Source organism: Mycobacterium toneyamaense, from assembly GCF_055384815.1.
The window spans coordinates 4,654,653-4,667,172 of sequence record NZ_AP040333.1; the positions used below are offsets into that span (position 1 = coordinate 4,654,653).

Consider the following 12,520-nt stretch of genomic DNA (forward strand, 5'->3'; position numbering starts at 1 on the left):
TAAACCTAACTCGCTACCGCCGGTACTAGCTACCGACGGTGAGGCCTACCTTCTGGAACTCCTTGAGGTCGCAGTACCCGGCCTTGGCCATCGACCGGCGCAGGCCACCGACCAGGTTGACCGAGCCGAACGGGTCGTCGGACGGGCCGTTGAGAACCTGGTCGAGCGACGGACGCTCACCCAGTGCGACCTGCAGCAGCGCGCCGCGCGGCAGCGACGGGTGCGCCGCGGCAGCCGGCCAGAACCAGCCCTCACCAGGCGCTTCGGCAGCGGCGGCCAACGGGGTGCCCAGCAGGACCGCGTCGGCGCCGCAGGCGATGGCCTTGGCCAGGTCACCCGAGGTGTGGATGTCGCCGTCGGCCAGCACATGCACGTAGCGGCCGCCGGTCTCGTCGAGGTACTCGCGCCGCGCGGCGGCGGCGTCGGCGATCGCGGTGGCCATGGGCACGCTGATGCCCAGGACCTCGTCGCTGGTCGTCGCGCCGTAGGTGGAGCCGTAGCCGACGATGACGCCGGCCGCGCCGGTGCGCATGAGGTGCAGCGCGGTGCGGTGGTCGAGCACGCCACCGGCGACGACGGGCACGTCCAGCTCGGAGATGAAGGTCTTGAGGTTGAGCGGCTCACCGTCCTGCGCCACCCGCTCGGCCGAGATGATGGTGCCCTGGATGACCAGCAGGTCGATGCCGGCCGCCACCAGCGTCGGCGTCAGGGCCTGGGCGTTCTGCGGGCTGACCCGCACCGCGGTGGTGACGCCGGCTTCACGCACACGTGCCACGGCGGCGCCGAGCAGCTCCGGGTCCAGCGGCGCCGCGTGAAGCTGCTGCAGCAGCCGAACGGCCGCCGACGGATCGTCTTCCTTGGCCGCCAGCTCGACCACCTGGGCGAGCTTGTCCTCGACGTCGCGGTGCCGGCCGATCAGGCCCTCACCGTTGAGCACACCGAGGCCGCCGAGGCGGCCCATCTCGATGGCGAATTCGGGCGACACCAGCGAGTCGGTCGGGTGCGCCAGGACCGGGATCTCGAACCGGTAGGCGTCCAGCTGCCAGGCCGTGGAAACGTCCTGGCTGGAGCGGGTGCGCCGCGACGGCACGATGTTGATGTCGTCCAGTTCGTAGGTACGACGAGCGGTCCGGCCCATGCCGATTTCGACCATGTCACGCATGTGTTCTTTGACTTCCCTGTCAGTTAGCGCGAGGAATAGTTCGGTGCTTCGACGGTCATCGTGATGTCGTGCGGGTGGCTTTCCTTCAAGCCCGCCGCGGTGATCTGCACGAACTGCGCCTGCTGCAGTTGCTCGATGGTGGCCGAACCGGTGTAGCCCATGGCAGCCCGCAGACCGCCGGTGAGCTGGTGAATGACGGTGGACAGCGGACCGCGGAACGGCACCCGGCCCTCGATGCCCTCGGGCACCAGCTTGTCCTCGGACAGCACGTCGTCCTGGAAGTAGCGGTCCTTGGAGTAGGACTTGCCCTGACCGCGACCCTGCATGGCGCCGAGCGAGCCCATGCCGCGGTAGCTCTTGAACTGCTTGCCGTTGACGAAGATCAGCTCACCCGGCGATTCGGCCGTACCGGCCAGCAGCGAGCCGAGCATGGCGGTCGACGCGCCGGCGGCCAGCGCCTTGGCGATGTCGCCCGAGTACTGCAGGCCGCCGTCGGCGATGACCGGCACGCCGTAGGGGCGGCACGCGGCCGTCGCCTCCAGGATGGCGGTGATCTGCGGGGCGCCGACACCCGCGATGACGCGGGTGGTGCAGATGGAGCCGGGCCCGACACCCACCTTGACGGCGTCGGCGCCGGCCTCGCACAGCGCGGCGGCGGCGGACCGGGTGGCGACGTTTCCGCCCACGACCTCGATCTTCTCGCCGACGGCCTTCTTGAGGCGGGCGACCATGTCCAGCACGCCGCGGTTGTGGGCGTGCGCGGTGTCGACGATCAGAACGTCGACGCCGGCGTCGGCCAGCGTCATGGCGCGGGTCCAGGCGTCGTCACCGACGCCGACCGCGGCCCCGACCAGCAGGCGGCCGTCGCTGTCCTTGGTGGCCAGCGGGAACTGCTCGGTCTTGACGAAGTCCTTGACGGTGATCAGCCCGGTGAGCTTGCCGTGGCCGTCGACGATGGGCAGCTTCTCGATCTTGTGCCGGCGCAGCAGGCCCAGGGCGGCCTCGGCCGAGACGCCCTCCTGGGCGGTGATCAGCGGAGCCTTGGTCATGACCTCGGCGACGGCCTTGTCCTGGTCGACCTCGAAGCGCATGTCGCGGTTCGTGATGATGCCGACGAGCTGCCCCGACGTGTCCACAACCGGCAGGCCGGAGATCCGGAACCGGGCGCACATGGCGTCGACCTCGGCCAGGGTGTTGCTCGGCGAGCAGGTGACGGGGTCGGTGACCATGCCGGCCTCGGACCGTTTGACGGTCTCGACCTGCGCGGCCTGCTCGCTCAGCGGCAGATTGCGGTGCAGCACGCCCATACCGCCGGCACGGGCCATCGCGATGGCCATCCGCGATTCGGTGACGGTGTCCATCGCCGAGCTGACCAGCGGCACCCGGAGCCGGATGTTGCGCGTCAACTGGGAGGACGTATCGGCAGTCGCCGGGATGATGTCGGACGCCGCGGGCAGCAGAAGGACGTCGTCGAAGGTCAGCCCGAGCATCGCGACCTTGGTCGGATCGTCACCGCCGGTCGGCACCGGAACGGAGATGGGAACGCTGCTTTCAGCGATCGACATGGGTGGGGCCTCCAGGGCAGACACAGTCGTGGAACTAAAAAGCCATCCTATCGGCCCAGACTGCCTGCAACGAACTCCACTCGGTGGCGGCTCGCCGGGGTAACGGCTGGCGCATGGTCGGGGGTGATAAGTAGGGTGGACCTGTGCGTGACCACCTGCCGCCGGGCTTGCCACCCGACCCGTTCGCCGACGATCCCATGGACCCGTCGGCCGTTCTGGATGCGCTGGAGCCCGGACAACCCCTGGACCCGCAGGAACGCATGGCCGTCGAGGCCGATCTCGCTGATCTGGCAGTGTACGAAACACTGTTGGCGCACAAGGGCATTCGCGGCCTCGTCGTCTGTTGCGACGAGTGTCAGCAGGACCATTACCACGACTGGGACATGCTGCGGGCGAACCTGCTGCAGCTGCTGGTCGACGGCACCGTCCGCCCCCACGAGCCGGCCTACGATCCCGAGCCTGATGCCTACGTGACGTGGGACTACTGCCGCGGTTATGCGGATGCGTCGCTCAATGAGGCGACCTCCGAGCACGACGGCTACCGCTGATTTTTTCTGTTGACGTGCTGGATGTCACGTCTGGCTGCGTTGATGTTCCGCTGAGGGCGAAAAATGCCGAGTAGGCAGCACCCCCATTAGAGGGTCAACAGCCGCCGCATGACGTCAGTGCTGCCCGTGGCCCGATCCGGATCCCGATCCCGACCCTGACGGTGCCTGCGTCGTCGTCACGACTGACCGCTCGCGCGTCGGCTCCGGCTGCACTTCCCTGGTTGAGGGCGCCACGGTGGGCTGTACTGCCGGGACTGTCGGTGCAGGTGTGGTCACCGAGGGCACTGTGACAGTCGGGGCGACGGTGGTGACCGTCTGCGCGGGCGCCGGGTTCTGCGTCGGCGATGCCACAGTCGACGGTGCGACCGTGGCCGACTGCGTGGCCGTCGCCGTGGGCTGATTGGTGACGACGGGCTCGCTCGAGGGCACCGTGGCAGGCGACGTCCCCGTCGCCGTCGCGCTCGACGGCACCGAGGTGGCCGTCGAAACCGAAGACGAGGTGACGGTCGAGCTGCTCGGCGACGGAGAACTGGTCGTCTCGGTCGGCGACGTCGCGCTCGAAGAGGCCGACGTGCTCGTCGGCTCCGAGGGCGAGGTCGACGCACTGGTCGACGTCGCGGACGCGTCGGTCGAGGTGGCCGACGTGGACGACGATGTGGTCGTCGACGTGCTGGACGACGAGGTCGACGACGACGTCGTCTCCACGACCGGCACCGGCAACAGGGTCAGCGGCGACGACGGCAGGACCGGCATCGGCTCGCCCGGCGGCGGCAGCGTCGCGGCGGGGTCCTGCTCAACCACCTTGTAGGTCAAGGCATTCCACTGCTGGATCAGCTGCTGCTTGTGCTCCGGGGCGTCGACGCTCTGCACGGTCGGGCTCAGCGCCTGGAGCTTCTCCTGCGCCTGCTGCCACTGGCCGTTGTCGATCAGCTGCTGCACTTGCTGCATCTCGGTCTGCGCGGCCAGCATCACCTGGTCGTCGCGGCTGGCCTTGTCGCTGCCGAACATCGCCGTGTGCAAGCCGTACAGCGACGAGTCGGGCCCGGCGGCGTAGATCGCGGTGCCGAAGCCACCGAGGCACAGCAGCGCGGCCGCGACCGAGCCGACGATGGTCAGTGATGTCCGAGATTCCTTGCGGTGCAACCCGTTCTGCAGGGCGGCGACCGCGTCGCGGGCCGTGACGGGCGTCGTCACCGCGGGTTCGCGGATGCTGTCGCGCCAGTCGGCGAGCAGGAACGCCAGCTCGGCTTCCGTGGAATCCGTCGAGTAGGCGTGTTGGTCTGCGGCGAGCGCGTCGAAGAAGCGGTCGACGCGTCGAATCTCGTTGAGCGAGGGGTCGCCGCCGCCCGGCGACCATTGTCCGGAGTCAGGCATGGCCGCGCTCCGTCGAACCGATCTCGGTCTTCAACCGCGCCAACGCGCGGTGCTGCGCGACGCGGACCGCGCCGGCGGTGCTGCCGACGGCCTCCGCGGTCTCCTCGGCACTCATGCCGACGACGACGCGCAGGATCAGGATTTCGCGCTGCTTCTCGGGCAACACGGACAGCAAGCGGTTCATCCGGGCCGCCGAGTCGGCGTCGATGGCCAACTGTTCCGGGCCCAGCTCGGTCGAGGGGCGGTCCGGCAGATCGTCGGTGGCTTCAGCTCGGTTGCGGCCGGCGGCACGATGCGCGTCAGCAACCTTGTGAGCGGCAATGCCGTACACGAAAGCCAGGAACGGCCGTCCCTGGTCCTTGTACCGCGGCAGCGCCGTGATCACAGCTAAACACACCTCCTGAGCCACATCGTCTGCGGAAACACCCTGTCGCTCGCCGACCCCGAAGCGCGCACGGCAGTACCGAACGACGATCGGGCGGATGGTTTCCAGCACCTTGCGGAGCGCGTCGCGATTGCCGGCAACTGCATCAGCAACGACAGCATCGAGACCATCTCCCGAAAATGTCATCGTGGGCGCAATCTCCAGCGTTACGGACGAGGCAGTGCCGTGGTTGGTATGTCAGGACAACAGTAATGACTGGTGTGAGCTACCAGATTCATCCCGCCCATCGGCCGCCGCGTGTGCGCACCGTGGCGGCCGCCGTGTCACGGAGCTCTGCCATCGCTTCCGGGCTGTGCCCGGCGCTCCCGATATCGCTCAACAAACAACCCAATGCCCAGGTCAGCGGCACCAACCCGAACTGCTGCGTGCGTTCCAGCGCGGCGTCGGCGAGGCGCCGGGACTCGCCGAACCGGCCGGCGCTGCACAGCGCCGCCGAATACACGACGTCGGTTTTCACGGCGTGGCGCGGCGAACCGAGGTCAGCGACGAGCTCCCGCGCACGTTCGGCATGAGCGACGGAATCCTCGCCACGACCGCTGACCATGGCCAACTCCGCGCTGACCCAGGCCAGCCGAACCCGCTGACGCGGTACCCCACTGTTGTCGGTGTCGACCGCGGCCCGCTCGAGCAGCCGCTGCGCCACCGCGAAGCGGCCGATCCCGAGGGCGTCGGCGGCCAGCCCGACGAGGGCGTCGGCCCGCGCCTCTGCGGCGTCGCGCCGATGGGCGACCAAGGCCCACGCCCGCCCGTCGGCAACCCGGGCGAGGCGATGCCAACCGAGCTGCCGGAGAAACGACGCGCGGGTGCTGTGCGCCAGCGACAGCAACGGACCGCGACCACGCCGCGCCACGGTGTCGAGATCGGCGGTGGCGACGGCATATCGCCCCTGACCGCCTGCGGCCACGGCGCGCAGCCACAGTTCGCCGGCCGAGTGCGCCGCGGGCAGCGGCCAACACGGCAGGTCGTTGCCAAAAGCGGCGTCGTACAGACGGACGGCTGGCGGGTCGACAGTGCCCGTCCTGGTACCGGTTGCGGTCATCGAGTCAGCACGGTATCAATGCCGCTCCTTCGCGTGACCGCCTTCTCTCGCCGTGCGAGTTCGAGAGCTTTGGTTAATAATTAATGCTGGCCGTGTTAACAACATGTCAACGACTTCCAATTCCGCCACATATCGACAAACGTGGCGAACTGTCGCGAACTGCCGAAACAGGTACCTTGCGACAATATCGCCACCACTCGTTTCGTTTCCAAGGCATCGCGCAGATGAACGTGATGTAAATTCTTGACCTGCGCTTATGGGGTTTCGCACAGAGCGTGGCTATTGACGGAATTTGCCGAATCCTTCTACTTTGTGTGCACGAGTTGTCATCGGCGACAAGTTCTCGGGTCATTTGCAGATCAACGCGTATCCACAGCTTTCCAAAATGGATGCGCGGGGAGGAGTCGTTCCCAATGCCACAGCCTCAGCAGCTTCCCGGACCCAACGCCGATATGTGGGATTGGCAGATGCACGGCGTTTGCCGTGGCGTCGACTCAGCGGTGTTCTTTCATCCCGATGGCGAGCGCGGCCGGGCTCGGGCCCAGCGCGAAATGCGCGCCAAGGAAATGTGCCGGGCCTGCCCGGTGATCACTCAATGCCGGTCGCACGCCTTGGCCGTCGGCGAACCGTATGGCATCTGGGGCGGGCTCAGCGAAGGCGAGCGCGAACTGTTGCTGAAGCGGGGCATTCGCCGCGCGTCGTAGTCCATCTCCACCGAAAACCGCATCCCAGCAGGCGTTCCCGAACGTTCGCTGGCATGCGGTTTTCGGCGCAGTAGTCGCAGCCGTCAGTCCGGCTCACCGTATTCATCGAACCAATAGGCAAGTTTCCCGCGGCGGCTCACCGCGCGCAGTCTGCGCTCGGTGGCCTCACGGGTGGTGCTGGTACTGACGATCAGCAGCTCGTCACCAGCTTCCAAGCGCGTGTCCGGCTGCGGCACAAAGGTATTGCCCTTGCGGATGATCAGAGTGATCACGCTCGGGTCGGGCAGCCGCAGTTCCAGCACCGTCACGTTGTGCAGCCGCGACTGCGGCAGCACTGTCAGCGTCAACAGCTCCGCGTCGAGCACGTCCAGCGGCGCCGCTTCCACCTGAATCTCCCGGGTGACATCGCGACGGATCAGTCCGAGCCGGTGCGCGATCGGCTTCAGACTCGGCCCCTGCACGAGCGTGAACACCACCACCAGCACGAACACGATATTCAGCAGCCGCTGGCTGTCCGGCACTCCGGTGACGATCGGGTAGGTGGCCAGCACGATCGGCACAGCGCCGCGCAGTCCGGCCCACGACAGGAAGGCCTGCTCCCGCCAGGGCACCCGGAAGCCGATCAGCGACAACACCACCGACAACGGCCGGGCCAACAGCAGCAGCACCAGGCCGATGACGACGGCCGGCACCAGGTCGTCACCGAGCTGGCTGGGCGTGACCAACAGGCCGAGCAGGACGAACAGCCCGATCTGGGCCAGCCAACCCAGACCCTCGGCGAACGACCGGGTGGCCGCGCGGTGCGGCAGCCCGGAATTCGCGAGCACCAGACCGGTCAGGTAGGCCGCGAGGAATCCGCTGGCGTGCGTGACCCCACAGGCCGCGAAGGCCACCGTGCCCAGCCCGAACGTGGCGAGCGGATACAGCCCCGACGCCGGCAGCGCGATCCGGCGCAGCGTGACGGCACCGAGGTACCCGCACAGCAGGCCGATCGCCGCCCCGACCGCCAGCTCGTAGACCAGGTCGACCATCCCGTGACCCGGATGGAAGGCCAGCGGCACCACGCTGAACATCAGGACGAGGATGACGGCGGGGGCGTCGTTCAGACCGGACTCGGCTTCCAGCAGACCCGCCAGCCGTCTGGGCAACGGCAGCACCCGCAGCACGGAGAACACCGCGGCGGCGTCTGTCGACGAGACGATGGCGCCCAGCAGTAGCGCCAGCTGCCAGTCCATGCCCAACAGCAGATGCGCGCCTGCCGCAGTGACGGCCGTGCTGACGGCCACGCCGAGGGTGGCCATCACCGCCGCCGGCGCCAAACTCTTGCGGACGTCGCTGAACTTGGTGGTCAGACCACCCTCGATGAGGATGATCGCCAGCGCCGCGGTCCCCAGGTCCCGGACCAGGGCGACGTCGTCGAACCGCAGCCCGATGCCGTCTTCGCCGACCAGCACACCGAGGCCGAGGAACAGCAGCAGACTGGGCAGGCCGACGCGGGTCGCGAGTCGCGTCGCGACGATGCTCGCCAACAGCACCAGCGCCCCGACGAGCAGCACGCGGTTCAGCTGCTCCAGCGTCATCGATCCCCCATTCCGGTGTGCGGCCGAAGCAAATGTATCTATGTATCTGGGAACTCGCTGCGGGCGGCGGTAGGCGACAATGACTGCGTGAGCACCCGGGGCATGCGCGTGGCGATCGCCGGCGCCGGCGCGGTCGGCCGGTCGGTCGCGCAGGAACTCGTCGCCAACGGGCACAAGGTCCTGCTGATCGAGCGCGACATCCACAAGTACGAGCCGCACACGGTCCCCGAGGCCGACTGGCTGTGGGCCGATGCCTGTGAGGTGGCCTCGCTCGAGGAATGTGGCGTCGAGATGTGCGACGTCGTGATCGCCGCGACGGGTGACGACAAGGCGAACCTCGCGATGGCGCTGTTGGCCAAAACCGAGTTCAGCGTGCCGCGCGTGGTCGCGCGCGTGAACAACGTCGCCAATGAGTGGTTGTTCACCGAGGACTGGGGTGTGGACGTCGCGGTGTCCACGCCCCACGCGATGGCCGCCGGGGTCGAGGGTGCCATCGACGTCGGCCACCTGGTGCGGCTGATGGGACTACGTCAGGGGCACGCGAACCTGACGAAGTTCACGCTGCCGCCGGACAGCCCGCTGATCGGACGCACCATCGGGGAGATGACCCTGCCGCCGAACACCTTGTTGGTGACGGTGCAGCGCGGCAGCAGGATCATCGTGCCCAAATCCGGAGATCGTTTCGAGGACGGCGACGAATTGCTCTTCGTCGCAGACGAATCCGTCGACGGCGACATCCGCGACCTCATCCACGGCGCTTAGAGCGGCGTCGTCGACGGCGTCAGCCATGCTTGGCGGCCATCGGCTCGGCCTGCATGACACCGCCGGCCTGCAGCCATTCACCGACGGCACGCGGCGCATCCCGGACCGGGTTGTAGACGTCCTCCTCCGACGAGAAGAGGTTGTCGCCCGCGTAGACGAGGCGGGTGATGTTGGGGAACCCGAAGACCTTGCCCGGCTCGGTCGGGTGGTCGAGCGCGTTGATGATCTCGGTGACGATCGCGCCGTTCTCCTCGTCGATCGCGACCCAGGTGTGCGGAAAACGCATGTGCGGGAACGGCTTCATGACGCCGACGATCCATTCGCGCACCGCCTCGCGGCCGTGCATCTCGCCGTAGGCGTGTTCGATGTAGTGCACGTCTTCAGTGAACAGATCGGCGAAAGGCGCCCAGTCCCCCGTGCTCGAACAGACCTCGACGACCTTGGTGTAGTGGTCGAGCGCGGCCATCAGCTCGTCCCGGGTGAATCGTGGCATGTCCAGACCTCCAAGATGACTAGAATCAATTTCAGTTTTGGGACTCTACCCAACAACTAGAATTCGCTCCAGACCCAAAAAGGAGCTGCCCCGTGGCACGAATCGCCGAACCCCGCCCGGCCGCCGAGCCCAGCTCCGCCGTGCAGCAACAGCGGCGCGACGCGATCCTCCAGGCCACCGCGGCCCTGGCCGCCGAGAAGCCGGCCGACCAGGTTCAGATGAACGAAGTCGCGCGCGCGGCCGGGGTCGCGCTCGGCACGCTGTACCGCTACTTCCCGTCCAAGACGCACCTTTTCGTCGGCCTCATGGCAGACCGGGTGGACCGCATGCAGGACGGCATCCACCGCCGGAAGGCCCCGGCCGGCACCGCGGCCGACCGCGTGTTCGACGTCCTGTCACGCGCGACCCGTCCGATGCTGCGCCAACCCCACCTGACCGCAGCCATGCTCAATTCGCTGAACACCGCCGACGCGACGGCCGTCGCCGAGGTGGGGCACATCGACCGCCAGGTCCGCAGCATGCTGCTGACCATCTGCGGCGTGGATGATCCAGGGCCACAAGATATTTCGTTGATGCGGCTGGTCCAGCACACCTGGCACGGCATCCTGCAGTCCAGCCTCAACGGACGAATCTCCGCCGATGAGACCGAAGACGAAATTCAGCTGGCGTGCCGGTTGATCCTGGCCCCGCTGTCGGAGGCCGCCAGTTAGCCTTGTCGTCATGACGACACCATCGCCCGAAGGCACCGTCACCGTCGCCGAGAGCGGCGCGGGGACCTACACGCAGGAGATCATCGCCGGCGGGCACCGGTTGATCGCCGACGAACCACGCCCGTTCGGCGACGACGCCGGACCGTCACCCTACGACCTCCTGCTGTCCGCCCTGGGCGCCTGCACCTCGATGACGGTGCGGATGTACGCCGACAAGAAGGGCTGGCCGCTGGAGCAGGTGCGGGTGTCGTTGCGGCACGCGAAGATTCACGCGAAGGACTGCGCCGACTGCGAAACCGACCACGGCATGATCGACCACATGGACCGCGAGATCGAATTGATCGGCGACCTCGACGACGAGCAGCGCGAGAAGCTACTGGCCATCGCCGAGCGCTGTCCCGTGCACCGGACGCTGACCTCGTCCGTGCACGTCTCCACGTCGTTGCGGCCGGTCAGCTCGCTGCCTGCGTGATGATTTCGTCGACTTCGGCCGCCCGGACGACCATCTCGGCGTGGGCCTTGTCGAGCGCTTCAGCCTGATCCTCGTCGGCCTTCATCATGCCCTCGATGTCGAAGCCGGCCATGTCCAGCACGCCCATGTCCGCGAACGCCTTCTGCACCTTGGGGCCCCACAGCCCAATGTCCTTGACAATCGGCACGATTCGGCTGAACAGATGCGACCGGAACTGGCTCAGCATGGGCGCCGTCTCGACCCAGTCGATACACGCCTGCACGTCGAGGCCCAGCGCCTCGTAGACCTCGTCGCCCCGTAGCCGGTCCCGCATGAGGTAGCAGGCTTCCACTACGAATTCTTCGCGCTCGTTGCGCTCGGCGTCACTGATCTGGGAGTAGTAGTCCTTCAACGAGATTCGGCCGAAGGCGACGTGCCGGGCTTCGTCCTGCATGACGTAGGCCAGCACCTGTTTGGCCAACGAGTTGGGCGCGGCCAGGTCGCGCTGCACCCCGAACGCGGCGAGCGCGAGACCCTCGATGAGCACCTGCATGCCGAGATAGGGCATGTCCCAGCGGGAGTCGCGCAGGGTGTCCTCGAGCAACACGGACAGGTTCTTGTTGACGGGGTAGACGACGCCGACCTTCTCCTGCAGGAACCGCGAGAACGTCTCGACGTGCCGAGCCTCATCCATCGTCTGGGTGGCGGCGTAGAACTTCGCATCCAGATCGGGCACGACCTCGACGATCTTCGCCGCGCACACCATGGCGCCCTGCTCACCGTGCAGGAACTGCGAGAACTGCCAGGCCTGCGAATGCTGGCGCATCTCGGCGCGCCGTTTCTCATCGGCCGATTCCCACATCGGGCTGCCGAACAGCGGATGGAACTCGTCAGGCAGGCCGATGGGGTTCATCGGATCGACGTCCTGCGACCAGTCGATACGCGACTGGGCATCCCACTGCTTGTCCTTGCCCTTCTGATACAGGGACAGCAGGCGGCCGCGGCCGTCGTCGTATTCCCAGGTGAAGCGCGCGTCGCCGCCGCTCGGCACATCCCAGGAATAGGGCGAGGGCACCGTCGTGTACTTGTCCTTGGTAGTCATCAACGGCCGCCTCTCTGCGCGCATATGTCCGGACGGAAATATGACCTGTATCACAGTGCGCTGCGGACGGCCGAGCCGTCAACCACTCAGCCCAAGTCGTAACTCTCGCGCGCGACGCGGATGAAGTGCCCGGTGGCGGTGTCGGTGCACGTGACCCCGGACAGTTCGCTGGTGCAGGAGATCGCGCCCTGGGTGAAGGTCTGGCCGTAGTCGAGTGTCTTGAGGTTCGGGGCACGGAAGTTGCTGGCGCCTTCGTAGCATCCGAGCTTCCCGGGATTGCCCTTACTGACGTAGAACTGCAGGCCGCCGAAGTTGAAATTACAGGCGCGGCCGTACGGGCCCATCGTCGATGCCGGCTGCACCCAGGCATGTTCCCGCACTTCGCAATTCACGCCATTGCCGTCGGAGTACACGTCACACACGATGTTTCCCGAGGGAGTCACGAACTCGTGGTTGGCGGGCACCGGGCCGCCACCGCCACAGGCGTTCGCCACGGCGGCGAGCGGCAATGCTGCGGTGGCCGCGACCGAGAGCGCCGCGATCAGAATGGTCTTCATGGCCACAGCGTGGTGCGCGGGCCTTGGC

14 protein-coding genes are annotated in these 12,520 nt (G+C 67.3%); 5 read left to right on the forward strand and 9 right to left on the reverse strand.

Annotation, left to right across the window (positions count from 1 at the left end; all coding sequences use genetic code 11):
* Positions 1 to 25: 25 nt before the first annotated feature.
* Together ACZ5IQ_RS22435 and guaB are read right to left on the reverse strand one after the other, a co-directional pair.
* Complete coding sequence (locus tag ACZ5IQ_RS22435; protein ID WP_346414607.1) at positions 26 to 1,153, reverse strand: GuaB3 family IMP dehydrogenase-related protein; 1,128 nt, start codon at positions 1,151 to 1,153, stop codon at positions 26 to 28.
* Positions 1,154 to 1,185: 32 nt separating this feature from the next.
* Positions 1,186 to 2,727 (reverse strand): IMP dehydrogenase, encoded by a 1,542-nt coding sequence (gene guaB, locus ACZ5IQ_RS22440; protein WP_133427623.1) that lies wholly within the window; start codon positions 2,725 to 2,727, stop codon positions 1,186 to 1,188.
* Positions 2,728 to 2,870: 143 nt separating this feature from the next.
* On the opposite strand from guaB, the gene ACZ5IQ_RS22445 reads away from it, so the two are divergent.
* Positions 2,871 to 3,275, forward strand: coding sequence for a DUF5319 domain-containing protein (locus ACZ5IQ_RS22445; protein ID WP_020102483.1), 405 nt, complete (start codon positions 2,871 to 2,873; stop codon positions 3,273 to 3,275).
* Between the two features lie 114 nt (positions 3,276 to 3,389).
* Here the strand turns inward: ACZ5IQ_RS22445 and ACZ5IQ_RS22450 are convergent, their stop codons facing one another.
* The 3 genes from ACZ5IQ_RS22450 to ACZ5IQ_RS22460 form a co-directional block, all read right to left on the reverse strand.
* On the reverse strand, positions 3,390 to 4,649 hold the full coding sequence (locus tag ACZ5IQ_RS22450) for an anti-sigma-D factor RsdA (protein WP_464480313.1): 1,260 nt from the start codon (positions 4,647 to 4,649) through the stop codon (positions 3,390 to 3,392).
* Positions 4,642 to 5,220, reverse strand: coding sequence for a sigma-70 family RNA polymerase sigma factor (locus ACZ5IQ_RS22455; protein ID WP_138250355.1), 579 nt, complete (start codon positions 5,218 to 5,220; stop codon positions 4,642 to 4,644). The genes ACZ5IQ_RS22450 and ACZ5IQ_RS22455 overlap by 8 nt, the downstream gene beginning before the upstream one ends.
* Positions 5,221 to 5,308: 88 nt before the next feature.
* A complete protein-coding gene (locus ACZ5IQ_RS22460) occupies positions 5,309 to 6,133 on the reverse strand; it encodes a hypothetical protein (protein WP_464480314.1) in 825 nt (274 codons plus the stop codon).
* A 413-nt stretch (positions 6,134 to 6,546) separates the two neighbouring features.
* Between ACZ5IQ_RS22460 and ACZ5IQ_RS22465 the strand changes: the two genes are divergently transcribed.
* Positions 6,547 to 6,837 (forward strand): WhiB family transcriptional regulator, encoded by a 291-nt coding sequence (locus ACZ5IQ_RS22465; protein ID WP_029105464.1) that lies wholly within the window; start codon positions 6,547 to 6,549, stop codon positions 6,835 to 6,837.
* 83 nt (positions 6,838 to 6,920) lie between these two features.
* Here ACZ5IQ_RS22465 and ACZ5IQ_RS22470 read toward each other — a convergent pair whose 3' ends face one another.
* Entirely contained in the window at positions 6,921 to 8,417 is a 1,497-nt protein-coding gene (locus ACZ5IQ_RS22470) for a potassium/proton antiporter (protein ID WP_346414584.1), read from the reverse strand.
* Positions 8,418 to 8,519: 102 nt separating this feature from the next.
* Here ACZ5IQ_RS22470 and ACZ5IQ_RS22475 point away from each other — a divergent pair, with 102 nt between their 5' ends.
* Complete coding sequence (locus ACZ5IQ_RS22475; RefSeq protein ID WP_409431743.1) at positions 8,520 to 9,179, forward strand: potassium channel family protein; 660 nt, start codon at positions 8,520 to 8,522, stop codon at positions 9,177 to 9,179.
* A gap of 19 nt (positions 9,180 to 9,198) precedes the next feature.
* On the opposite strand, the gene ACZ5IQ_RS22480 is transcribed toward ACZ5IQ_RS22475, so the two are convergent.
* The gene (locus tag ACZ5IQ_RS22480) at positions 9,199 to 9,672 is read right to left on the reverse strand and encodes a nuclear transport factor 2 family protein (RefSeq protein WP_029120961.1); all 474 of its coding nucleotides are present in this window, start codon (positions 9,670 to 9,672) and stop codon (positions 9,199 to 9,201) included.
* A 92-nt stretch (positions 9,673 to 9,764) separates the two neighbouring features.
* On the opposite strand from ACZ5IQ_RS22480, the gene ACZ5IQ_RS22485 reads away from it, so the two are divergent.
* The gene (locus ACZ5IQ_RS22485) at positions 9,765 to 10,382 is read left to right on the forward strand and encodes a TetR/AcrR family transcriptional regulator (RefSeq protein WP_244602401.1); all 618 of its coding nucleotides are present in this window, start codon (positions 9,765 to 9,767) and stop codon (positions 10,380 to 10,382) included.
* Between the two features lie 10 nt (positions 10,383 to 10,392).
* Entirely contained in the window at positions 10,393 to 10,854 is a 462-nt protein-coding gene (locus ACZ5IQ_RS22490) for an OsmC family protein (protein WP_135357762.1), read from the forward strand.
* Here the strand turns inward: ACZ5IQ_RS22490 and ACZ5IQ_RS22495 are convergent.
* Positions 10,835 to 11,935, reverse strand: a complete 1,101-nt coding sequence (locus ACZ5IQ_RS22495; protein ID WP_061001639.1) for a ferritin-like domain-containing protein — start codon at positions 11,933 to 11,935, stop codon at positions 10,835 to 10,837. The genes ACZ5IQ_RS22490 and ACZ5IQ_RS22495 overlap by 20 nt on opposite strands.
* Before the next feature lie 86 nt (positions 11,936 to 12,021).
* Positions 12,022 to 12,492, reverse strand: a complete 471-nt coding sequence (locus ACZ5IQ_RS22500; RefSeq protein WP_135357763.1) for a hypothetical protein — start codon at positions 12,490 to 12,492, stop codon at positions 12,022 to 12,024.
* Between the last annotated feature and the right edge of the window lie 28 nt (positions 12,493 to 12,520).

Bases quoted from the DNA above. Each gene is read 5' to 3' on its own strand.
- ACZ5IQ_RS22450 (WP_464480313.1), bottom strand. From the start codon at position 4,649: ATGCCTGACTCCGGACAATGGTCGCCGGGCGGCGGCGACCCCTCGCTC.
- guaB (WP_133427623.1), bottom strand. From the start codon at position 2,727: ATGTCGATCGCTGAAAGCAGCGTTCCCATCTCCGTTCCGGTGCCGACC.
- ACZ5IQ_RS22500 (WP_135357763.1), bottom strand. From the start codon at position 12,492: ATGAAGACCATTCTGATCGCGGCGCTCTCGGTCGCGGCCACCGCAGCA.
- ACZ5IQ_RS22435 (WP_346414607.1), bottom strand. From the start codon at position 1,153: ATGGTCGAAATCGGCATGGGCCGGACCGCTCGTCGTACCTACGAACTG.
- ACZ5IQ_RS22475 (WP_409431743.1), top strand. From the start codon at position 8,520: ATGCGCGTGGCGATCGCCGGCGCCGGCGCGGTCGGCCGGTCGGTCGCG.
- ACZ5IQ_RS22490 (WP_135357762.1), top strand. From the start codon at position 10,393: ATGACGACACCATCGCCCGAAGGCACCGTCACCGTCGCCGAGAGCGGC.
- ACZ5IQ_RS22495 (WP_061001639.1), bottom strand. From the start codon at position 11,935: ATGACTACCAAGGACAAGTACACGACGGTGCCCTCGCCCTATTCCTGG.
- ACZ5IQ_RS22465 (WP_029105464.1), top strand. From the start codon at position 6,547: ATGCCACAGCCTCAGCAGCTTCCCGGACCCAACGCCGATATGTGGGAT.
- ACZ5IQ_RS22460 (WP_464480314.1), bottom strand. From the start codon at position 6,133: ATGACCGCAACCGGTACCAGGACGGGCACTGTCGACCCGCCAGCCGTC.
- ACZ5IQ_RS22455 (WP_138250355.1), bottom strand. From the start codon at position 5,220: ATGACATTTTCGGGAGATGGTCTCGATGCTGTCGTTGCTGATGCAGTT.
- ACZ5IQ_RS22470 (WP_346414584.1), bottom strand. From the start codon at position 8,417: ATGACGCTGGAGCAGCTGAACCGCGTGCTGCTCGTCGGGGCGCTGGTG.
- ACZ5IQ_RS22480 (WP_029120961.1), bottom strand. From the start codon at position 9,672: ATGCCACGATTCACCCGGGACGAGCTGATGGCCGCGCTCGACCACTAC.